20 protein-coding genes are annotated in these 20,823 nt (G+C 69.0%); 10 read left to right on the top strand and 10 right to left on the bottom strand.

Annotated features, from left to right (window positions below; genetic code table 11):
• The first annotated feature begins 144 nt into the window (after positions 1 to 144).
• Complete coding sequence (locus tag JOE57_RS13040; protein WP_204918593.1) at positions 145 to 1,293, top strand: GNAT family N-acetyltransferase; 1,149 nt, start codon at positions 145 to 147, stop codon at positions 1,291 to 1,293.
• A gap of 147 nt (positions 1,294 to 1,440) precedes the next feature.
• On the opposite strand, the gene JOE57_RS13035 is transcribed toward JOE57_RS13040, so the two are convergent.
• Positions 1,441 to 2,658, bottom strand: a complete 1,218-nt coding sequence (locus tag JOE57_RS13035) for an NADP-dependent isocitrate dehydrogenase (protein WP_204918591.1) — start codon at positions 2,656 to 2,658, stop codon at positions 1,441 to 1,443.
• A gap of 88 nt (positions 2,659 to 2,746) precedes the next feature.
• Positions 2,747 to 3,316: a uridine kinase family protein gene (locus tag JOE57_RS13030; protein ID WP_204918589.1), complete on the bottom strand. Its 570-nt coding sequence runs from the start codon at positions 3,314 to 3,316 to the stop codon at positions 2,747 to 2,749.
• Positions 3,317 to 3,482: 166 nt separating this feature from the next.
• Here JOE57_RS13030 and JOE57_RS13025 point away from each other — a divergent pair, with 166 nt between their 5' ends.
• The 6 genes from JOE57_RS13025 to JOE57_RS13000 all read left to right on the top strand — a co-directional run bounded on the left by JOE57_RS13025 (position 3,483) and on the right by JOE57_RS13000 (position 9,105).
• Positions 3,483 to 4,475, top strand: coding sequence for a malate dehydrogenase (locus tag JOE57_RS13025; RefSeq protein ID WP_204918587.1), 993 nt, complete (start codon positions 3,483 to 3,485; stop codon positions 4,473 to 4,475).
• 157 nt (positions 4,476 to 4,632) lie between these two features.
• Positions 4,633 to 5,547 carry a DUF4190 domain-containing protein gene (locus tag JOE57_RS18980; protein ID WP_204918585.1) on the top strand — a complete coding sequence of 305 codons (915 nt, stop codon included), beginning with the start codon at positions 4,633 to 4,635 and terminating at the stop codon, positions 5,545 to 5,547.
• A gap of 72 nt (positions 5,548 to 5,619) precedes the next feature.
• Positions 5,620 to 7,068, top strand: a complete 1,449-nt coding sequence (locus JOE57_RS13015) for a S10 family peptidase (protein WP_204918583.1) — start codon at positions 5,620 to 5,622, stop codon at positions 7,066 to 7,068.
• Between the two features lie 86 nt (positions 7,069 to 7,154).
• A complete protein-coding gene (locus tag JOE57_RS13010) occupies positions 7,155 to 7,463 on the top strand; it encodes a DUF4190 domain-containing protein (RefSeq protein WP_204918581.1) in 309 nt (102 codons plus the stop codon).
• 81 nt (positions 7,464 to 7,544) lie between these two features.
• Positions 7,545 to 7,892, top strand: coding sequence for a hypothetical protein (locus tag JOE57_RS13005; RefSeq protein WP_204918579.1), 348 nt, complete (start codon positions 7,545 to 7,547; stop codon positions 7,890 to 7,892).
• A 7-nt stretch (positions 7,893 to 7,899) separates the two neighbouring features.
• Positions 7,900 to 9,105, top strand: coding sequence for a M20 metallopeptidase family protein (locus tag JOE57_RS13000; protein ID WP_204918577.1), 1,206 nt, complete (start codon positions 7,900 to 7,902; stop codon positions 9,103 to 9,105).
• A gap of 72 nt (positions 9,106 to 9,177) precedes the next feature.
• Here the strand turns inward: JOE57_RS13000 and JOE57_RS12995 are convergent, their stop codons facing one another.
• The 5 genes from JOE57_RS12995 to JOE57_RS12975 all read right to left on the bottom strand — a co-directional run bounded on the left by JOE57_RS12995 (position 9,178) and on the right by JOE57_RS12975 (position 13,933).
• The gene (locus tag JOE57_RS12995) at positions 9,178 to 9,486 is read right to left on the bottom strand and encodes a DUF3017 domain-containing protein (protein WP_204918575.1); all 309 of its coding nucleotides are present in this window, start codon (positions 9,484 to 9,486) and stop codon (positions 9,178 to 9,180) included.
• Positions 9,487 to 9,488: 2 nt separating this feature from the next.
• Positions 9,489 to 10,346, bottom strand: a complete 858-nt coding sequence (locus JOE57_RS12990) for a bifunctional methylenetetrahydrofolate dehydrogenase/methenyltetrahydrofolate cyclohydrolase (RefSeq protein WP_204918573.1) — start codon at positions 10,344 to 10,346, stop codon at positions 9,489 to 9,491.
• Positions 10,347 to 10,375: 29 nt separating this feature from the next.
• On the bottom strand, positions 10,376 to 11,989 hold the full coding sequence (gene purH / locus JOE57_RS12985) for a bifunctional phosphoribosylaminoimidazolecarboxamide formyltransferase/IMP cyclohydrolase (RefSeq protein WP_204918571.1): 1,614 nt from the start codon (positions 11,987 to 11,989) through the stop codon (positions 10,376 to 10,378).
• A 51-nt stretch (positions 11,990 to 12,040) separates the two neighbouring features.
• The gene (purN, locus tag JOE57_RS12980) at positions 12,041 to 12,631 is read right to left on the bottom strand and encodes a phosphoribosylglycinamide formyltransferase (protein WP_204918570.1); all 591 of its coding nucleotides are present in this window, start codon (positions 12,629 to 12,631) and stop codon (positions 12,041 to 12,043) included.
• A 63-nt stretch (positions 12,632 to 12,694) separates the two neighbouring features.
• Complete coding sequence (locus JOE57_RS12975; protein WP_204918568.1) at positions 12,695 to 13,933, bottom strand: cell division protein PerM; 1,239 nt, start codon at positions 13,931 to 13,933, stop codon at positions 12,695 to 12,697.
• 127 nt (positions 13,934 to 14,060) lie between these two features.
• Here JOE57_RS12975 and JOE57_RS12970 point away from each other — a divergent pair, with 127 nt between their 5' ends.
• On the top strand, positions 14,061 to 15,692 hold the full coding sequence (locus JOE57_RS12970) for a hypothetical protein (protein WP_204918566.1): 1,632 nt from the start codon (positions 14,061 to 14,063) through the stop codon (positions 15,690 to 15,692).
• Positions 15,693 to 15,801: 109 nt separating this feature from the next.
• Here JOE57_RS12970 and sucD read toward each other — a convergent pair whose 3' ends face one another.
• The 3 genes from sucD to JOE57_RS12955 all read right to left on the bottom strand — a co-directional run bounded on the left by sucD (position 15,802) and on the right by JOE57_RS12955 (position 18,508).
• Positions 15,802 to 16,689, bottom strand: coding sequence for a succinate--CoA ligase subunit alpha (gene sucD / locus JOE57_RS12965; protein WP_204918564.1), 888 nt, complete (start codon positions 16,687 to 16,689; stop codon positions 15,802 to 15,804).
• A gap of 13 nt (positions 16,690 to 16,702) precedes the next feature.
• Entirely contained in the window at positions 16,703 to 17,905 is a 1,203-nt protein-coding gene (gene sucC, locus JOE57_RS12960; protein ID WP_204918562.1) for an ADP-forming succinate--CoA ligase subunit beta, read from the bottom strand.
• Positions 17,906 to 18,091: 186 nt separating this feature from the next.
• Positions 18,092 to 18,508 (bottom strand): coenzyme B12-dependent isobutyryl CoA mutase small subunit, encoded by a 417-nt coding sequence (locus JOE57_RS12955; RefSeq protein WP_204918560.1) that lies wholly within the window; start codon positions 18,506 to 18,508, stop codon positions 18,092 to 18,094.
• A 33-nt stretch (positions 18,509 to 18,541) separates the two neighbouring features.
• Between JOE57_RS12955 and JOE57_RS12950 the strand changes: the two genes are divergently transcribed.
• A complete protein-coding gene (locus tag JOE57_RS12950; protein WP_338041297.1) occupies positions 18,542 to 19,411 on the top strand; it encodes an esterase/lipase family protein in 870 nt (289 codons plus the stop codon).
• Positions 19,412 to 19,613: 202 nt separating this feature from the next.
• Positions 19,614 to 20,753: a peptidoglycan DD-metalloendopeptidase family protein gene (locus JOE57_RS12945; protein WP_204918558.1), complete on the top strand. Its 1,140-nt coding sequence runs from the start codon at positions 19,614 to 19,616 to the stop codon at positions 20,751 to 20,753.
• Positions 20,754 to 20,823 lie beyond the last annotated feature (70 nt).

The raw sequence follows: 20,823 nt of genomic DNA, 5'->3' as shown, positions 1-20,823 counted from the left end.
GGGGTCTGCTGACCCGTCTGCTGCGTATTCATCCGTCCAGATTAGTGATGGGTCGCCCCGGGTGCGAACTCGTGCGGCCGGACAGGGAGCGGGCCGCGTCAAAACTGCTTGCCTGCTGCCGCCCGCACGGGCTTGGATGGGGCGATGATCTCGGCCCCGCCTGCCACGTCGTTCCCGGGCTGCGTCCCGTCCCTGGTGGACCCTGCCACCGGCGTGGTGCTGCGGGCGCACACCGAGCAGGACCTGTCGGCCATCGTCGAGCAGTGCAACGACCCGCAGGTCCGGCGCTGGACCACCGTACCGCTTCCGGCGGGGGGCTACCGGCTCGACGATGCCCGCGACTTCGCGCAGTCGGTGGTGCCGCAGGGCTGGGAAGAGCACACCTGCTCGACCTGGGTCGTCGACGCGGAGCGGCCCGGCCCGGACGGCAGTCCGCTGCGGCAGTACTGCGGGGCCGTCGATCTGCGCTTCAAGGGCGACGGCAGCGCAGAGGTGGGCTTCGCCCTGCACCCGGGCGCCCGCGGCCGCGGTGTGATGAGCAGTGCGGTGCGGCTGGTCGTCGACTACGGCCTCACGGTCGAGCGGCTGACCGCGATCCGTTGGCTGGCCGAGCGCGGCAACTGGCCGTCACGTCGGGTGGCCGCCGCGGTGGGCTTCAGCTTCGACGGCTCGGTCCGCCGACTGCTGCCCCATCGGGGCGAGCTGAAGGATGCGTGGGTGGCCACCATCGTCGCCGGCGACCCGCGCCGGCCGGACCGGCGCTGGCTGCAGGCGCCGACCCTGTCCGGTCACCAGGTTCGGCTCCGCGATTGGCGGCACGGTGATGCTGCCCGGGTCGCCGAGGCCTGCGCCGACCATCGCACCCGGCACTGGCTGGTGTCGCTGCCCCAGCCGTACTCCGAGAGCGATGCGCACGACTGGATCGAGCTGACCCGGGAGGCGGCAGCCGCCGGGCACGCCTTCAACTGGTGCATAGCCGACCCGGCGGACGACCGGTGCCTCGGCTCGGTGAGCCTGGAGGGTTTCGGCGGCTATGCGCGCCGCGCGGAGATCGGCTACTGGGCGCATCCCGGGGCGCGGGGTCGCGGTGTGGTGACCGAGGCGGTCCGGCTGGTCACCGAGTTCGCCGAGGAGAGCGTGGCCGACTCGATCGTGATCCGGGTCGCCGACGGCAACACGGCCTCGCGACATGTGGCCGAGGCCGCCGGCTATCACTACATCGGCGCCCTGCCCGCCTCCGAGCCGCTCGGTGACGGCACTCTGGCGGACCTGCTCAGCTTCTCCCGACCCTGAGCCTCACCGCGCCGTGAGCCTCAACGACTGCGGCCGATGCGCCACCAACGCCAGCTCGCACCCAGGCTGCCCGACCACACCCTGACCGGGGCGGACCCGGGTGGGGCCCGGACCGAAGGTGGTCCGGGCCCCGTCAGGTAGCCGAGCTCAGCCGAGCTTGGCCGAGAGGTTCTCGTCCAGAGCGGCCAGGAAGTCCTCGGTGGTCAGGAACGCCCGGTCCGGACCGACCAGCATCGCCAGGTCCTTCGTCATCTTGCCGCTCTCGACCGTCTCGATGCAGACCTTCTCCAACGTCTCGGCGAAGGCGGTCACCTCAGGGGTGTTGTCGAGCTTGCCGCGGTGCTTGAGGCCACCGGTCCAGGCGAAGATCGACGCGATCGGGTTGGTCGAGGTCGGCTTGCCCTGCTGGTGCTGGCGGTAGTGCCGGGTGACCGTGCCGTGGGCGGCCTCGGCCTCGACGGTCTTGCCGTCCGGGGTCATCAGTACCGACGTCATCAGGCCGAGCGAACCGAATCCCTGGGCCACCGTGTCGGACTGCACGTCACCGTCGTAGTTCTTGCACGCCCAGACATAGCCGCCCTCCCACTTCATCGCCGCCGCGACCATGTCGTCGATCAGCCGATGCTCGTAGGTCAGGCCGGCCTTGTCGAAGTCGGCCTTGAACTCCCGCTCGAAGATCTCGGCGAAGATGTCCTTGAACGCGCCGTCGTAGGCCTTGAGGATGGTGTTCTTGGTGGACATGTACACCGGGTAGTTGCGCTGCAGGCCGTAGGCGAACGAGGCCCGGGCGAAGTCCTCGATCGACTTGTTGAAGTTGTACATCCCCATCGCGACGCCGCCGTCGGGGCCGTAGTTCGCCACCACATGGTGGATCGGCTCGGAGCCGTCGGCCGGGGTGAAGGTGATGGTCAGCTCGCCGGCACCGGGGACCTTGAAGTTCGTCGCCTTGTACTGGTCACCATGGGCGTGACGACCGATGATGATCGGCTTGGTCCAGCCCGGCACCAGCCGCGGGATGTTGGAGATGATGATCGGCTCGCGGAACACCACGCCGCCCAGGATGTTGCGGATGGTGCCGTTCGGCGACACCCACATCTTCTTCAGCCCGAACTCCTCCACCCTCGCCTCGTCTGGGGTGATGGTGGCGCACTTGACGCCGACACCGTGCTTCTTGATCGCGTTGGCCGAGTCGATGGTGACCTGGTCGTCGGTCGCGTCACGACTCTCGATGCCGAGGTCGTAGTACTCGAGGTTGATGTCGAGGTACGGGTGGATCAGCCGATCCTTGATGAACTGCCAGATGATGCGGGTCATCTCGTCGCCGTCGAGTTCGACGACCGTTCCTACGACCTTGATCTTCGCCATCGCGCAAGCCTTCCAGGTGGAGTGCGATTCTGCCTTTTATGTTGACATCAAGATATCTGACTCGATCGGAATCGGCCACCTCGGCCCCTCACCGGCAGCTGCCGCCGTCGACGACCAGGTCGACCCTGTCCTGCGGGCGCTGCGCCGCCTCGTAGGCGTCCTCGCTAGGCATCCAGTCGGTCAACCATCGGTGCATCATCTCCTCACCGTCGCGTTCGCGTGCCCGGTGCAACCTCAGCTCCGCGGGCGCCTCCACCCAGACCGTGCACGCCCACGGCACTCCCAGCCGTACGTCGGTGGCCGACACTCCCTCGACGATGATCGGTTCACCGAGCGGAACGTCGGACCAGCCGATGCAGCGGTCTGTGCGGTAGTCCCAGCGCTGGTAGCGCCCCGGCCGGCCGGATCGGATCGGCGTCAGCACCTGCTCGACGAACCGGTCGCGCTCCCACCCGGACAGCTCCGGGCGGGCGAAGTCGTCGATATGGATGACCGCGGCAGTCGGCAGTCGCTCGGCCAGCCGGGTCGCAAACGAGGTCTTGCCGGAGGCCCCTTTGCCGTCGATGCCGACCCAGAGCGTGCCGGAGAGCCCGCCGATCCGTTGCAGCACCGCGGTGACGGCGACGACCGGCGGAAGCGGGGTCAGCTGGAGGCTCACGCTCGACAACGCTACCCGTGGCTGACCCGGTGCCCCGACGCTGCTGGGCCACCCCATAACCCTGACAACGGCCAACCTTGCTAGCGTCGGTGCCAGGAGTGGCAGCACTCCACGAGAGCCGATGCGCGCCTCATCGCTGGGGCCGTGAGATCTGAGGGAGATCGCCGTGAGCAATGCACCAGTCAAGGTCGCCGTCACCGGCGCCGCCGGACAAATCTGTTACAACCTCCTCTTCCGCATCGCCAGCGGCGCCCTGCTCGGACCGGACCAGCCGGTCGAGCTGCGCCTGCTGGAGATCACTCCCGCGCTGAAGGCTCTCGAAGGCGTGGTGATGGAGCTCGACGACAGCGCCTTCCCGCTGCTGTCAGGGGTCCAGATCGGCGACGACGCCAACACCGTGTTCGACGGCGTCAACCTGGCGCTGCTGATCGGCGCCCGGCCGCGCTCGAAGGGGATGGAGCGGGCCGATCTGTTGGAGGCCAACGGCGCCATCTTCACCACGCAGGGCCGCGCGCTCAACGACCACGCGGCTGCGGACATCAAGGTGCTGGTCACCGGCAACCCGGCCAACACGAACGCGCTGATCGCCATGAGCAACGCACCCGACATCCCAAGGCAGCGGTTCAACGCGTTGACCCGGCTGGACCACAACCGGGCGAAGGCCCAGCTCGCGGCCAAGGTCGGAGCAACGGTGAGCGACATCACCCACATGACGATCTGGGGCAACCACTCGGCGACCCAGTACCCCGACCTGTTCCACGCGCTGGTCAGGGGCCAGAACGCGGCTGACCTGGTGAACGACCAGGAATGGCTGGAGTCGACCTTCCTGCCGACCGTTCAGCAGCGCGGCGCGGCGATCATCGAGGCGCGTGGCGCGAGCTCAGCGGCCAGTGCGGCGAACGCCACGATCGACCACATGCACGACTGGGTGCTCGGCACCCCTGAGAACGACTGGGTCTCGATGTCGGTACCCTCCGACGGCTCCTACGGGGTGCCCGAGGGCCTGATCAGCTCGTTCCCCTGCACGGTGTCCGGCGGTGAGTACAGCATCGTCCAGGGCCTGGAGATCAACGACTTCTCCCGGGCCAAGATCGACGCCTCGACCGCCGAGCTGGCCGAGGAGCGCGAGGCGGTCCGCAGCCTCGGTCTGATCAGCTGAGTCGACGCGCGGCGACACCAGCGGAGGCCAAGCGCTCCGTTCCCGACCCGGGCGCGGCGGAACCGCCGGGGCCTGGGTCGCGTCCCTGTCCAGGTCATCGGGAAGTCAACCTGACGCCGGTTCCCGAGAAACACCGCCGATGGGAGACAATGGGATCATGAGCGAGCACGACCGCACCGGTCCGGGCCAGAACGATCAGGGCCAGAACCAGCCAGGCCAGAACCAGCCAGGCCAGTGGCAACCCAGTGAGTGGGAGTCACAGTGGCAGTCCAGCCTGAGCAACAGCAGCCTGGACGACAACAACGCCTCAGGGCAGCCGGAGTCCCCGAACCCGTTCAGTCGGGAGGCTTCCCGCCCCGACGACGCGCTCGGCGCCAGCGGTCCTGGCTCGTCCGCCTCTCCGGCCAACCCGGCTCCGGGCTCGCCCTATCCCGGCTACCCGTCCTCGGCCGGGTCCGCCTCCCAGCCCGGCTACCCGTCCTCGGCTGGCTCCGCGTCCCAGCCGGAGCCGTCGACCGGACAGAGCTGGCCCGGCTATCCGCCGGCGACGCCCCCCGCGGATCCGTACGCCCCGGGTGGATCGGGGCAGTCCTTCGGCGGCAGCGGAGCCTATGGCAGCACCAGCGGGGACTACGGCCAACAGCAGACCCCGCCCTACGCCGCCCCTGGCGGCTCCGGCTATGGCTCACCGACGCCCGACTACGGATCGACGCCCCAGTACGGCGGCAGCGTCCCCCAGTACGGGGCCAACCCGTACGACGCCAACCCCTACCAGGCGGGCTATGGGGGCTACAGCCCCTACGGCGTCGCCCCGGTCCAGCACCCGCAGGCCACCACGGCACTGATCCTCGGCATCATCGGGCTGGTGCTCTGCCCGTTCGTCGGCATCGGCGGTCTGGTGCTGGGCAACAAGGCCCGTAAGCAGATCGACGCCAACCCACAGCAGTACACCGGCCGCGGTCTGGCCACCGCAGGCTTCGTGCTGGGCATCCTCTCGGTCATCTACAGCGTCATCGTCGTGATCTACTTCGTGGCGGTCATCGTGATCGGCGCCTCCGGCGGCTTCAACTGAGCACCGTCGTCCACCTGAGCACCGTCGCGGGGTGAGGACAGCCGCCGAAGGGTGGCTCCCTAGAGTGGCGGCATGGAAGAAGTCCAGGAGCCGGCCGCCGAGAAGCCCGTCACCGATGATCTTGTCGTCACCCAGCACCAGCTCGGCTCGGGCAAGGACCGGCTGAAGTACACCGCCACAACCGGCCGGGTCGTGCTCAGGGAAGAGATCATCGACGACGGCAAGTTCGGCGGACACCAGCCGAGGGCGCAGATCTTCCACACCTCCTACGTGCTGGACGAGGTGGAGTCCTCCACCAGGCCGGTCACCTTCGCCTTCAACGGCGGTCCCGGATCGTCCTCGGTCTGGTTGCACCTGGGCCTGTTCGGGCCACGGCGGGTGGTGATGGGTGATGCCGGCGCGTTGGCGGCCCCGCCGTACGGCCTCGAAGACAACCTGGAGACGCTGCTGAAGGTCTCCGACCTGGTCTTCATCGACCCGGTCACGACCGGTTTCTCCCGCACCAGCGAGGGTCACGACGCCGGCGACTTCCACGGCTTCACGCGTGACGTGGAGTCGGTCGGCGAGTTCATCCGACTCTGGGCCTCGCGAAACGGGCGCTGGCTGTCGCCGAAGTTCCTGGCAGGCGAGTCCTACGGCACCACCCGGGCGGCCGCGCTGGCCGCCCACCTGGCCGACGGCTGCGGGATGTACGTCAACGGCCTGATGTTGATCTCTTCGGTGCTGGACCTGGGATCGGTGGACTTCAGCGAGGGGAACGATCTTCCCTATGCGCTCTATCTGCCGACCTATGCCGCGGCGGCGCACTATCACGGCGTCATCACAGGCGAGCTGAGGACCGTGATCGAAGCGGCCGAGGACTTCGCCTCCCGAGACCTGCCGTGGGCGCTCGCGCGTGGCAACCGGCTGGCCGCGGACGAACGGTCGGAGGTCATCAGCCGCTACTGCGAGCTGACCGGTCTGAGCCCGGACTACGTCGACCGGGCCGACCTGCGGGTCAGCCTGCCCGCCTTCGCTGCCGAGCTGCTGCGCAGCAGGGGGAGGCTGATCGGTCGCCTCGACATGCGCTTCGACGGCTGGCCGGGCGACACCAATGCCGACAAGATGGACTACGACCCATCCCACGCAGCCATCACCGGGCCCTACGCAGCCGCCCTGAACGCCTATGTGCGGACCGAGCTGGGCTACGAGACCGACCTGTCCTACAACATCTTGACCCCGAAGGTGCAGCCCTGGTCCTACAAGGAGTTCGAGGGGACATCGGTCGAGGTGGCCAGCGCGCTCAGCCGAGCGATGCGGGCCAACCCGCACCTTCAGGTGCACATCGCATGCGGCTACTACGACGGAGCCACCCCGCACTACGCCGCCGAGCACGTCTTCGCCCATCTGCGGATCCCGGCTGAGGCCAGGGGCCGGATCGAGTGGGCCTTCTACGATGCCGGGCACATGATGTACGTCCATGAACCCAGCCGATTGAGGCAGTCGGCGGACTTGATCAACTTCGTCCAGCGGTCCAGTTGAGTGGGTGATCACGGGCCGGCAACTTTCGCCGCCAAATGGCCGCGGTTGTTTGTCGAGCGACCCTTTGATACGTCACACTTATCGCCATGAGCAACCCTTACGACCAGAATCCCTATGCGGGCGGCCCTGGTGGCGTTCCCCAGCCGCACCCCAAGGGCACCCAAGTCCTCGTCCTCGGTATCGTCAGCCTTTTCGTCTGCGGTATCATCCTCGGCCCCATCGCGCTGATCCAGGGCAACAACGCCCTGAAGGAGATCGACGCGAACCCGGGCGCCTACACCAACCGCCAGAACGTGGTGATCGGCCGGATCCTCGGCATCGTCGCCATCGTGCTGTGGGCCATCGGCATCGTGATCAACATCATCACCTTCGTCGTCGCCGGCTCGCAACAGTAACGTCACCTCATTCGACCAGGGCAAGCCGGAGCCTCCCGCTCCGGCTTGCTGTCGTCTCACCCAGCAGCAAAGGAAACGACCATGTCAGACCCGTATTCCCAGCAGCCGGCCGGCCAGCAGCAGCCGCCCTACGGCCAGCCCTACGGCGCTGCCACCCAGGAGCACCCGCAGGGAACCATGATCCTGGTGCTGGGCATCGTCGGCTTCTTCGTCGGCATCTGTGGACCCATCGCCTGGTACATGGGCCGCAAGGTGCAGAAGGAGATCGCCGCCACCGGGGTGCACTACTCCAATGAGCAGAACATCAACATCGGCAAGATCCTCGGCATGATCGTGACCATCCTTGCGATCATCGGCCTGGTCTTCGGCATCATCTTCGCCGTCATCGCGATCATCGCTGCGTCCAGCGCCTCGACGTACGGCGGCTGACCGACGGATGGCCGACCTTCGACAGTTGGCCGCCGAGCTCGGACCCGAGCTGAGCGCGCTGCGTCGTCAGCTGCACCGAGTCCCGGAGATCGGACTTGAGCTGCCGCAGACCCAGCAGTGCGTGCTGTCGGCCCTCCGGCCCCTGGACCTGGAGATCATCACCGGCACCGGAGCCAGTTCGGTGACGGCAGTGCTCCGGGGCGGTGCTCCCGGAGCCCCCACCGGGCCAGTGGTGCTGCTCCGCGGTGATATGGATGCGCTGCCGCTCGCCGAGCGCTCGGGCGAGGAGTTCGCCGCCACCGGTGGCGCCATGCACGCCTGCGGACATGATCTGCACACGGCCGGTCTCATCGGCGCCGCCAGGTTGCTGAGCGGCATCCGTGATCAGCTGCGCGGCGACGTGGTGTTCATGTTCCAACCGGGCGAGGAAGGCCATGACGGCGCAGCTGTCATGATCGACGAGGGTGTCCTGGAGGCTGCCGGCCGGCGGGCGGATGTCGCCTACGGGCTGCACGTCAGCGCCAACATGGTTCCCCGCGGAACGTTCACCACCCGCCCCGGTCCGATGATGGCGGCCTCCTCCAGCCTCTTCGTCACCGTCAACGGGGTCGGGGGTCATGCGTCCCGGCCGAAGGATGCAGCCGACCCGATCGTGGTCGCCGCGGAGATGATCATCGCTCTGCAGACCGTCATCACCCGCCAGTTCGATGTCTTCGACCCAGTGGTGCTCACCGTCGGCACGTTCCATGCCGGCACCCGGCGCAACATCATCCCGGACGACGCCACCTTCGAGGCCACCGTCCGTACCTTCACTCCCGAGTCGCTGGAACGGATCCGCACCGTCACCGTGCGGTTGTGCGAGCAGATCGCCGCGGCGCACCAGATGACCGCAGACGCCACCTTCGTGGCGGAGTATCCCGTCACCACCAACCATGCCGAGCAGGCGGCGTTCGCGTTGGACACCGTCACCGACCTGTTCGGATCGGACCGGGCGTTAGCCATGCCCAACCCGATCATGGGTTCGGAGGACTTCTCCCGGGTGCTGGAGCAGATACCGGGCGCCTTCGTCTTTCTTGGCGCCTGTCCCGACGACGACTGGACGGCGGCGCCGGCCAACCACTCGGCCGAGGTCCGCTTCGACGACGCGGTGCTGCCGGATGCGTCGTTGCTGCTGGCGGAGCTGGCGGTGCGGGAGATCGACCGGCTCAGCTGAGTCCTTAGCGCTGTCGCGAGTGAGTCCGGATCGCTGTCGCGAGTGAATCCGGCTCGCTGTCGCGGGCGGCGGTCAGCGACCGGTGCCGCCCTCGGGCACCAGAATGGTCAGCGCGATGATGCCTGCCCCCATCGCGATCATGACCAGGATGTCGAAGGGCCGGCTGCGCACCTGCAACAGCCCCGCCTCCTTGTTCGACAGGGCGATCCGCTCGACGGCACCGACACCGAGCGAACTGCCGATCACCAGGCAGCCGAACCGCCACTGGCCGAGGAAGATCACCACCAGGCCGATCACGATTCCGCCGACGACGATCATCAACGGCCACTGCTTGAGCGACCGGGCAGCGGCACGGGAGGAGGCGGAGTCGTCTCTGACCATGATCAGCTTTGGGCTGCGAGCCTCTCGGCCCGCTCGACCACATTGCTGAGCAGCATCGCCCTGGTCATCGGACCCACCCCGCCGGGAACCGGCGCCACCCAGCTGGCCACCTCGAGCACGCTGGGATCGAGATCACCCTTCAGCCCGGCCTCGGTCCGGGTGATGCCCACATCCACCGCGACCGCTCCGGGCTTGATCATGTCGCCCTTCACCAGGCCCGGAACACCCGCGGCCGCGATCACGATATCGGCCCGACGCAGATGATCAGCCAGGTTACGGGTGCCGGTGTGGCAGAGGGTCACGGTCGAGTTCTCGCTCCGTCTGGTAAGTAGCAGCCCGAGCGGCCGACCGACCGTTGTCCCCCGGCCCACCACGCACACCTCCGCACCGTTGAGGTCGATGCCGTTACGTCGGATCAGGTCGACGATGCCGCGCGGGGTGCAGGGCAGCGGACCCGGCTCCATCAGCACCAGCCGGCCGAGGTTCATCGGATGCAGGCCGTCAGCATCCTTGGCCGGGTCGACCAGCTCCAGCGCCCAGTTGTCGTCCAGCCCCTTCGGCAGCGGAAGCTGAACGATGTAGCCGGTGCAGGCGGGGTCGGCGTTGAGCTCGGCCAGCCGCTTCTCGAGCTCGGCCGGGGAGGTGTCGGCCGGCAGCTCGACCTGGATGGACGAGATGCCGACCTGGGCGCAGTCCCGGTGCTTTCCGGCGACGTAGGCGTGGCTGCCGGGGTCGTCGCCGACCAGGACCGTGCCCAGCCCGGGGACGATCCCCCGTTCGGCCAACACCGCGACCCTGGTCCGCAGGTCGTCCTTGATGGCCGCGGCGGCGGCCTTTCCGTCGAGGATCTGTGCCGTCATCTCGTCCGTCCTTCGTCTGGGTGAGGTCGTCAGTGGAAGAAGTGCCGGGCGCCGGTGAAGTACATCGTGACCCCGGCGGCCTTCGCCGCTTCGATGACCTCGTTGTCACGGACCGACCCGCCGGGCTGCACCACGGCCCGGACACCTGCGTCCAGCAGGATCTGCAGCCCGTCGGCGAACGGGAAGAACGCGTCGGAGGCCGCCACCGAACCGGCCACCCGATCGCCCGCCCGTTCCACCGCCAGCCGAGCCGAGTCGACCCGGTTGACCTGGCCCATCCCGACCCCGACCGAGGCTCCGTCGGCAGCCAGCAGGATCGCGTTCGACTTCACGGCCCGACAGGCCTTCCAGGCGAACTCGAGGTCGACCAAGAGGTCCTCGCCGACCGGATCTCCCGTCACCAGCTGCCAGTTGGGGGCCCGGTCGTGGTCGGCGTCCACCGAGTCGACGGACTGCATCAGCAGGCCGCCGTCGATCCGCCGCGACTCGACACCGCCGCGCCGGTACGACTCCACCACGAGCAGCCGGATGTTCTTCTTGGCCGCCAGCACCTCCACGGCGCCGTCGGCGTAGCCGGGCGCGAGCACCACCTCGGTGAAGACGTCGGCGATCTGGCGGGCCATCTCGACGCTGACCTCTCGGTTGGCTGCGATCACCCCGCCGAAGGCCGAGACCGGGTCGCAGGCATGGGCCTTGCGGTGCGCCTCGGCGATGTCGGACCCGATCGCGATGCCACAGGGGTTGGCGTGCTTGATGATGGCGACAGCCGGCTGGTCGAAGTCCCCGGCTGCCCGGCGGGCCGCGTCGGCGTCCACGTAGTTGTTGTAGGACATCTCCTTGCCGTGCAGCTGCTCGGCCGCGGCCAGACCAGCCGTCCGGTCGCCGTCACGGTACAACGCCGCCCGCTGATGCGGGTTCTCCCCGTAGCGCAGTACGGCTGCCCGGTTCCAGGTGGCGCCCACCCAGGCCGGGAAGCCGGTGCCGTCACCGGTGTCGGTCACCACCGAACCCATCCAGCTGGCGACGGCCACGTCGTAGGTCGCGGTGTGCACATAGGCCGCAGCAGCCAGCGCCTGCCGTTCGGCGAGCGTGAAACCGCCGGCCGCCAACGCCTGCAGCAGCTGCGGGTACTGCGCCGGCGAGGTGATCACAGCCACCGAGGCATGGTTCTTCGCGGCACCCCGGACCATGGATGGTCCGCCGATGTCGATCTGCTCGATGCACTCGTCGGCGGTGGCGCCCGAAGAGACCGTCTCGGTGAACGGGTACAGGTTCGAGATGAGCAGGTCGAACGGCTTGATCTCGAGCTCCTCCAGCTGGGACCGGTGGCTCTCCAGCCGCTGGTCGGCGAGCAGCCCCGCGTGCACCGCAGGATGCAGCGTCTTCACCCGGCCGTCCAGACACTCGGGAAAGCCGGTGACCTGCTCCACCTCGGTCACGCTCAGCCCCGCCTCGGCGATCCTGGCGGCGGTGGAGCCGGTGGAGACCAGCTCCACGCCGGCCTCCGCCAGGGCCCGGGCGACCTCCACCAGCCCGGTCTTGTCGTAGGCGGACACCAGGGCGCGCCGGATCGGGCGGCGATCCCCGCCCGCCGAGCCGGTGCTCGCCTGTGTCGTGTCGCGGTGTGCGGTCGTCTCGGTCATCAGTCCCAGCGAACCTCTCTTGTCGGCGACGTCGGTCGAGACGTCGGTGAATCAGTGTCTGGTCAGTCCGGCGCGGACCGTCTCCCAGTCCCGAACGGTCTGCAGCAGCAGTCGTCGTTCCGCCACCTTGATCCGCTCGTGCAGCGAGTCGACCGTGTCGTCGGCCCGCACCTCGACGGCCGCCTGGGCAAGGATGGTCCCGCTGTCGACCCCCTCGTCGACCAGGAACACGGTGGCGCCGGTGACCTTCACACCGTACGCGAGCGCGTCCCTCGGTCCGTGCATGCCGGGAAACGACGGCAGCAGGGCCGGGTGGGTGTTGATCATGCGGCCGCCGAAGCGGGCCAGGAAGTCGGTCCCCACCAGCTTCATGAATCCCGCACTGACCACCAGGTCCGGGTTATACCTGTCCACCAGGGCGGTGAGCTCACGGTCCCACGCGATCCGGTCCGCACCCTTGGCCAGCGGATGGACGAAGGTCGGGATCGAGGCCCGCTCGGCCCGCTCCAGCGCGGGGATGTCCGGCCGGTCCGACCCGACAGCGACGACCTCGGCCCCGAACTCCGCGTCGGCGCAGGCGTCGATCAGGGTCTGGAGCAGGGTGCCCGTGCCGGACACCAGGACCACCAGACGTGAAGCCACGGGAGGCAGCCTATCGACCCCGGTGGCTCGCGCCGCCAGTCGGGCCCACCCGGGCCGGTCCGGCTACCGAGGGGAGCGTCGCCGCCGGACCAACCCCAGTAGCAGGCCGGCGACCATCCCCGACAGGCCCATCAGGGTGACGGCCATCACCAGCAGCGGCCCCAGCCTCGGGCCGAGGTCGGACAGTCGACCGCTGCCCAGATCCCCACCGGCCGCCCAGGCCAGCGCTACGAACGCCAGCCCGGAGAGCGCTCCGGCCAGCCCACCGACCAGGCTCGTCTCATCGAACCGCGCCGACGGCCGTCCCCGCATCACCAGCAGGGCCGCCACCGCTCCGGCGAGTACGCCGGCGGCGAGCCACCAGAAGTACCGGTCGTCGCCCGGGCCCTCGGCCGGCAGCGCCCCCAGGATCGGCAGCCCCGGCAGTACCCCGAGGTCGGTGCTGGTCGGGCTGACCAGCGACCCGTCGCCGACGGAGAAACCGGCACCCAGGGCATAGCTGGCCGCCCACAGCACCGCATTCGGCGCGAACGCGAGCTGGAGGGCGAGCAGGGCGATGCCGCCGGCGACACCGGTCTGCAGGACGGTGCCGAGCTGCTCGACCCGGCTGAAGTTCGCCACCAGGGCGGCCACCAGGGCTGCACTGCCGGCGAGCACCATCGTCAGCATGGCGCCGGCGACAGCCACCGGCACCGAGCGGCCCCAGGCCGGAAGCAGCTCGGCGGGTCGGAGCTCCAGGGCGCGGTGGCTGCCCCAGGCGGAGGCGATGGCGGAGATCAGCAGAGCACCGACAGCCGCCCGGCCGGCCTGCCCGGGCCCCCCGGCGAGCAGTGCGACGACTCCAACCGCGACGGTGTAGACCGACGTCATGATGGCCACGATCCGCGACCAGGCGCGGATCGGACGGACCTGGTCGCCGGACGCCTGCCGCCCTGCGACAGCAGCGAAGCGGCTGAGCATGACGGCGAAGACCGCTGTGACTCCCAACGGCACCAGCGTCGGCCGGAGGCCGCCGAGGTGTGCACCGCCTCCGTTGGCGAGCAGCCAGAGCTGGGTGCCGACCGCCAGCGCCGACGGCAACGAACCTGTGTCGGCTGCCAGCCAACCGACCACAGCGAGGCCGGCGACCAGCACCCAGCCGAAGGCGGCAGCCGACAGTCCCCCGACCACGCTCACCAGCGCCCAGCCGAACGGCGGCTCGACCGGCTCCTCGGGTCGCGGCTGGAGCACCTCCTGCAGCGGGACGGTGGCAGTGAGGTGGATGTCGGAGCTGCCCCGACGGGGGGACAAGAGGGAAGCCATATTCCTCTCATGCTCTCCGACGCCACTGCTCAAATCGCCTAGACACGCCCGCAGCAGGTAAAGTTTGATGGTCCGTGCCCGGGCGACCGAGCCGTCCGCGGGCCAAGATCGTTGAGGAGATTGCTGCATGGTGGGCCAGGAGCCTGAGGAATACCGCCCTCGTCGCGCCTGGGTGGAGACCCCCGACGACCCCGCCACCGTCGAGCCGACCACCGAGGACGCGGGCGACCACGACTCCGAGAGCGCCGCCGCTGACCAGCCCCGGCCGGGGGGCGCCAGCGCCTCCGAGGTGGAGACCACCGTGCTTCCTCGGACCATCCGCTCCCGGGTGGCCGAGCGCTCCGACAGCAGAGGGTCCCGGGCACGTTCGACCAGCGACGCGGAGACGCTGGACGACTCCGATGCGACCGACGAGACAGCTGGAATCGGCTCGCGGTTCACTCAGCGCTCCCGGCTCGCACTGCTGGTGGGAGCGGTAGCCGCTGTCGTCGTGCTCGGTCTGGCCGTCGGCTACGCGGTCATCTCACTCGGCGACGACGCTCAGGCCGGCCCCGGTCGCACCAGATCGACGACCGGTTCCGGCGGCGAGCAGAGCAGCGCTGCACCGGCCGATGCCGGCGTCCTGCTCAGTGATACGTCGATGCTCACGGCGAAGGATGCCAAGCGGATCGACGGCAAGCGGGCCTGGAAGGTCGCGCTGACCCAGAAGGGCCGCGGCGACAACGCCCCGCAGGCGGCCTGTACCCCGGCCCAACCGGCGGAGGGCACCCCGCAGCCGCAGCAGACCATTCTGCGGACCCTGGCCTCTGACGGCAAGGACGCCCCGGCGGTGCTGCACCAGGCGGACGCCTACGCCAGCGCCGACGAGGCGACCCAGGCGTACACGGCGATGTCGCAGGCCCTGGGTGGCTGTCCGATGGACTTCGCCCATATCGAGTCCGGCGCCGTCGTGTCCAACCTCGGCAACCAGGCTGTCGGGGTCGTCGTCGCGATCTCCGACGGCAAGACCCAGTTCCGCACCCTGGTGCTGAACCGCACCGGACGGGTCGTCAACATCGTCGACGTGGCCCGGGACGGCTCCGCGGTGGCACCGAAAGCCGTTGCCGACGCGCTGGGGCAGGTCACCAACGACCAGTGCACGGCCGCAGTGGGACTGTGTGCCACCAATGTGACCGTCAGCGCCGGCCCTCCGCCGCTGGGCGGCGACCAGCCCGGTTTCCTGGCAACGGCCGACATCCCGCCGGTGAAGGGCCAGGAAGGCGTCTGGTCGGGAGACATCCCGGGCGGCGTCAAGGATCTGTTCAGCGGCTGCGAGGGCCTCGCCTTCAGCACGGTTAAGGGTCCGACGGACCGCAGGGCGCGGGCATACCTGCTGGCCGAGAACGCCGACGTACCGGAGTCCTTCGGCCTGGATGAGGTGCTGCTGACGATGCCGGACGCCAAGCAGGCCGACAGCCTGGTCACCAAGGTCCGCGACAACCTGAACAAATGCGGCAAACGGTCGCTGACCGCCTCGGTCAGCGGCGAGAAGAAGTTCTCCGGCATAGGCGCCCAGCGCACGCCGGTGGCCGGCTGGGTGATGACCGTCCGGCAGAAGGTCGACGCCAAGACCACAGCGACTTACCGGGTCGGCATCGGCTCGGCCGGCACCAAGGTCGTCTATACCTTCCTGCCGACCGGCAAGGGGTTCGACTTCACCGACGGGCAGTGGCAGAGCCTGAATGTCCGTGCCGGGCAGCGTGCCAGCCAGGTGAAGTAAGCCTTCGCGCTACCGCGCAGCAACGACACAGGGTCTCGAACCTCCCGGTTCGAGACCCTGTCCTCATGTGCGGACCGCCGATGGGCATCGACGGCCACGGATCGCGGTGTCAGCCGCCGAGCCCCCGCATGATCTCGCGCATCAGGTCGGCGGTCTCGCTGGGCGTCTTGCCGACCCGGACCCCGGCCGCCTCGAGAGCCTCCTTCTTCGCTGCCGCCGTGCCGCTCGAGCCGGAGACGATGGCGCCGGCGTGGCCCATCGTCTTGCCCTCGGGCGCGGTGAAGCCGGCGACGTAACCCACGACCGGCTTGGTCACGTTCGCCTGGATGAACTCAGCCGCCCGCTCCTCGGCGTCCCCGCCGATCTCACCGATCATGACGATCGCGTCGGTCTCCGGGTCCTCCTGGAACGCGCGCAGGGCGTCGATGTGGGTGGTCCCGATGATCGGGTCGCCACCGATACCGACCGCCGAGGAGAAGCCGAAGTCACGCAGCTCGTACATCATCTGATAGGTCAGCGTCCCCGACTTGGACACGAGCCCGACTCTTCCCGCCTTGGTGATGTCGGCAGGGATGATGCCCGCATTGGACTGTCCGGGCGAGATCAGCCCTGGGCAGTTCGGCCCGATCAGGCGGGTTCCGGATGCCTGCGAGAGAGTGAAGAACTCCGCGGTGTCCTTGACCGGGACACCCTCGGTGATCACCACCGCCAGCGGGATCTCCGCCTCGATCGCCTCCACCACGGCGGACTTGGTGAACTTGGCCGGGACGAAGATGACGGTGACGTCGGCTCCGGTCGCCTCGACCGCCTCCCCCACCGAGTTGAAGACCGGGACAGTGGCGCCTTCGAACTCGACCGACTGACCACCCTTCCCGGGCGTGACGCCGCCGACGATGGCGGTGCCGGAGTTGAGCATCCGCTGGGTGTGTTTGCGTCCCTCCGACCCCGTCATGCCCTGGACGATGACCTTGGACTCTGCATTCAGGAAGATTGCCATGTTCTGCTCCGTCTCAGTTCGCGGCGGCGGCGAGCTCGGCGGCCCGGCGGGCCGCGCCGTCCATCGTGTCCACCTGCTCCAGGCGTTCCAGCTGGGCGTCGGCGAGGATCCGCCGCCCCTCGTCGGCGTTGTTGCCGTCCAGCCGGACCACGAGTGGCTTCGTCACGTGCTCATTCCGCGACGCGAGCAGCTCGTAGGCCTGAACGATGCCGTTCGCCACCGCGTCGCAGGCGGTGATGCCGCCGAAGACGTTGACGAAGACGCTCTTGACCTGCGCGTCACCGAGGATGATCTCGAGGCCGTTCGCCATCACCTCGGCGCTCGCACCGCCGCCGATGTCCAGGAAGTTGGCGGGTCTGGGCTGGCCGGCGAACTCCTCACCGGCGTAGGCGACGACGTCCAGGGTGCTCATCACCAGGCCCGCGCCGTTGCCGATGATGCCGACGGAGCCGTCCAGCTTGACGTAGTTGAGACCCTTCTCCTTGGCCGCCTGCTCCAGCGGGTCCGTCGCGGAGTTGTCCACCAGTGCGGCGAACTCGGGGTGCCGGAAGTCGGCGTTCTCGTCCAGTGTCACCTTGCCGTCGAGGGCGATGATCGCGCCGTCGCCCGTCTTCACCAGCGGGTTGACCTCGACCAGGGTGGCATCGGACTCCAGGTAGACCTTGCCCAGCAGCTGCAGCACCCGGGCAATCTCGGCCCGGGTGGCAGCGTCGAAGCCGGCACCCTCGTCGAAGCCGGCAGCGGCGACGATCTCGTCCGCCTTGGCCTGGTCGATGCCGACTGTGGGGTCGACCGGAACCTTGGCCAACGCCTCCGGCCGCTCGACGGCGAGTTGCTCGATGTCCATGCCGCCCTCTTTGCTGCACATCGCCAGATAGGTGCGGTTGGCCCGGTCCAGCAGCAGCGAGAAGTAGTACTCCTCGGCGATGTCGGCGCCCTCGGCCACCATGACGGTCTTGACTGGGTGGCCCTTGATGTCGAGGCCAAGGATCTCCGCTGCCCGGGCGGCAGCCTCGTCCGGGCCTTTGGCGACCTTGACACCGCCGGCCTTGCCGCGGCCTCCGGTCTTCACCTGGGCCTTGACCACCACGACGGGGGTGCCGAGCTGCTCCGCTGCGGCCTTGGCTTCCTCCGGTGTGGTGGCGGTGATGCTCCTCAGCACCGGCACTCCGTGCGCCTCAAACAGGTCGCGCGCCTGGTATTCGTAAAGATCCACGACGGCTTCATCCTCGCTCTCTGACAACTCCCGGCTACTTGATGGCCCACGGCGCAGACCGTCAGTCGGTAGGTATGGCCCGATCGGGTCGGACGATGTGAGCCTAATGGGCGCGACCGGGGTCCGGCCTCCCAGGTGCCGATCTTGGCCAGCATTCGGCCCATCCCGCGGATGCCGCGGCAGCCGTCACAGGTCGTCGGCGCGCCGGACGTTGGCCTCGACCCACCGGACGATCTCGGCCATGGTGGCGCCCGGAGTGAAGACCTGCCTGACCCCCAGCTCGGCGAGCGCGGCCCGGTCGGCCTCCGGGATGATGCCGCCGCCGAAGACCACGATGTCGCCCGCGCCAGCCTGCTCGAGCAGCTTGGTGACCCTGGCGAACAGGGTCATGTGGGCGCCGGACAGCACGCTCAGACCGATCGCGTCGGCGTCCTCAGCGATGGCGGTGTTGACGATCTGCTCCGGCGTCTGGTGCAGGCCGGTGTAGATGACCTCCATACCCGCATCCCGCAGGGCCCGCGCCACCACCTTGGCACCCCGGTCATGACCGTCCAGCCCCGGCTTGGCCACCACCACGCGCAGCGGTGATCCCGTCGTCTCCACGTCGGCCACATTACCCGGAGGTAGGCTTTCGCCGTGCCCGCAGCGTCGATCGAGGAGTTCTCTCGCGCCCTGACCCAGGACCTCGCCCGATTCGCCTCCGGCATCGCGGTCGAGGCGGGGTGGACCGCGGCCCATCTGATGATGTACCCGGTCGGCCTGCTGTCGGAGCCGTCGTCGTCCTCGGGCCGGGCGCACGCCCGACACGACCTTCAGGGGCTGTCCCCGCAGCAGCGCGGGCTGGTGCACCACGACGTCGACGCCGCGGCGACCCCGATCCTGCTGGTGCACGGCATCATCGACAACCATTCGATCTTCGCGGTGCTCGAGCGTGCCCTTCAGCGACGGGGGTTCACCAACATCTCCTCGTTCGACTACGGCCTGCTGACCCGGGACGTTCCCAGGACCGCGGTCAAGCTGGCCGAGGCGATCGATCGGCTGTCCGAGGAGAGCGGGTATGAGCGGATCCACGTCATCGGACACAGCCTGGGTGGGCTGATCGCCCGCTACTACGTCCAGCGGATGGGCGGTGATGCCCGGGTCCATACGCTGGTGACCCTCGGCACCCCTCACCAGGGCACGAACCTCGCCCTGGCCGGCCAGCTGCTGCCGCTCATCCGCCAGCTCAAGCCATCCTCGGACCTGATTGCCGAGCTGGCCGAGCCGGCGCCCGACTGCTCGACCCGTTTCGTGGCCTTCTACAGCAACCTCGACCAGCTGATCCACCCGAGCGCGAACGCCCGGATCGTGCACCCGGACCTGAACGTACGCAACATCCCCGTGCGCGGTGTCGGTCACCTGTCGCTGACCAGCAACCGGCGGATCGCGTTCGACATCGCCACCACCTTGTGCCAGCTGCATCACGACGGCACCGCCGACGAACAGGGCTCGATGACATCCACATAGTGAGGCATAGGGTTGGCATTTGGTTACCGGTCCGTTATCTTGAACTGATTCGTCTACCTCTCCCGGGGTAGGCGTGGTGCATGTACGTCGTCTGGGTGCTCTCTTCCCCTCTCCCTGGATGGACATGGCCATGTGGGACGACCTTGGGGAAGGCCGTTCCGGGTGCCGGGCCAGTGAAGTCGTTGACCGAGGAGATCCGTACGTGTCGCAGCGCACGCCGAAGCGTGAAGCGCCTTCGACAGGCTCAGGCCATGAGGTGCTCTATGGCCGCAAGCGTGAGGCGCTGGAGTCGGACGACCGCCGCGGCTGGCTGTCGCACGGTCTCGCTGCACTCGCCATCTCCGCCCTCGGCCTCGCTGTCGCCGGTTCGGTAGCTCTCACCACCAGTGCTCAGAGCGCGGGGCCGGTGTCGCCGGACGCTCGGACGTCGATGGTCCGGCAGTCGGACTCGACCCTCGCGGTCCCCGCCCAGCAGGAGTGGGCCGGGCCGCAGACCGGCGGACGCACCGTCGGGTCAACGGCAGACGCCGAGAGTGGAACGCTCGTCTTCACCCGCAGCGGCGACGCCGACCCGTCGCGCGCCCGGATCCGGACCGCGCGGGTAGCCGAGCAGGCGGCTCAGCGCCAGGCCACCCTGGTCCGTGCCCAGCAGAGTGTCGCTCTGCGTGCCGCCCAGGCGAGCGACCAGGCCCGCCGCACGCAGCTCGCCGAGACCGAGAAGCAGACCCAGGCCAACGAGCTCCGCCTAATTGAAGAGAAGCGGCGCCAGGCCGAGGAGGCCCGTAAGGCCGCCGAGGCCGCTGCCCAGCAGGCCAGCGAGCCGAATGGCAACGGCGGCGCCACCGGGACCGCGGCGTCGGACCAGCAGAACCAGCAGCCGACCCCCACCTCCCCGCAGATCGACGCTGGCGCCATCTCCACCGGTCGCGGAGTGTCCCCCGTGGCGGGCGCCGTGGTCGGAGCCCAGTTCGGGCAGTGGGGTTCCTGGTCGAGGTGGCATACCGGGCTCGACTTCCGGGCCAGCTACGGCACCCCGATCCGCGCCGTCCAGAACGGCATCGTCGTCTTCGCCGGCAACAGCGGCGACTGGGCCGGCAACCATGTCGCCATCCGGCACGCGGGCGGTGTGACGTCCATGTCGTCGCACATGTCGAGGATGGCGGTCAGCAGCGGCCAGTCGGTCCAGGCCGGCCAGATCATCGGCTACGTCGGCGAGACGGGCCGCGCCTTCGGCGCCCACCTGCACTTCGAGCTGTACCCGGCCGGCGTCCGGTACGGCGACGTGTACCGGGCCATCAACCCGCTGCCCTGGCTCGCCTCCAACGGAGTCCAGACCCGCTGACCCCACCCCGAGTGCACGGTCGTCAAACGTGACCTTGCTCTCACTCCCCCGCTCAGCAGGGGGTGCACTC

Source organism: Microlunatus panaciterrae (assembly GCF_016907535.1).
GTDB lineage: Bacteria > Actinomycetota > Actinomycetes > Propionibacteriales > Propionibacteriaceae > Microlunatus > Microlunatus panaciterrae.
The sequence above is the reverse complement of the archived record's forward strand: the minus strand, read 5'-3'. Positions and strand labels throughout refer to the sequence as shown.

Excerpts from the sequence above, each read along its gene's own strand:
- JOE57_RS13040 (WP_204918593.1), top strand. The coding sequence starts at position 145 with ATGATCTCGGCCCCGCCTGCCACGTCGTTCCCGGGCTGCGTCCCGTCC.
- JOE57_RS13035 (WP_204918591.1), bottom strand. The coding sequence starts at position 2,658 with ATGGCGAAGATCAAGGTCGTAGGAACGGTCGTCGAACTCGACGGCGAC.
- JOE57_RS18980 (WP_204918585.1), top strand. The coding sequence starts at position 4,633 with ATGAGCGAGCACGACCGCACCGGTCCGGGCCAGAACGATCAGGGCCAG.
- JOE57_RS13015 (WP_204918583.1), top strand. The coding sequence starts at position 5,620 with ATGGAAGAAGTCCAGGAGCCGGCCGCCGAGAAGCCCGTCACCGATGAT.
- JOE57_RS13010 (WP_204918581.1), top strand. The coding sequence starts at position 7,155 with ATGAGCAACCCTTACGACCAGAATCCCTATGCGGGCGGCCCTGGTGGC.
- JOE57_RS13005 (WP_204918579.1), top strand. The coding sequence starts at position 7,545 with ATGTCAGACCCGTATTCCCAGCAGCCGGCCGGCCAGCAGCAGCCGCCC.
- JOE57_RS13000 (WP_204918577.1), top strand. The coding sequence starts at position 7,900 with ATGGCCGACCTTCGACAGTTGGCCGCCGAGCTCGGACCCGAGCTGAGC.
- JOE57_RS12995 (WP_204918575.1), bottom strand. The coding sequence starts at position 9,486 with ATGGTCAGAGACGACTCCGCCTCCTCCCGTGCCGCTGCCCGGTCGCTC.
- JOE57_RS12990 (WP_204918573.1), bottom strand. The coding sequence starts at position 10,346 with ATGACGGCACAGATCCTCGACGGAAAGGCCGCCGCCGCGGCCATCAAG.
- purH (WP_204918571.1), bottom strand. The coding sequence starts at position 11,989 with ATGACCGAGACGACCGCACACCGCGACACGACACAGGCGAGCACCGGC.
- JOE57_RS12975 (WP_204918568.1), bottom strand. The coding sequence starts at position 13,933 with ATGGCTTCCCTCTTGTCCCCCCGTCGGGGCAGCTCCGACATCCACCTC.
- JOE57_RS12970 (WP_204918566.1), top strand. The coding sequence starts at position 14,061 with ATGGTGGGCCAGGAGCCTGAGGAATACCGCCCTCGTCGCGCCTGGGTG.
- sucD (WP_204918564.1), bottom strand. The coding sequence starts at position 16,689 with ATGGCAATCTTCCTGAATGCAGAGTCCAAGGTCATCGTCCAGGGCATG.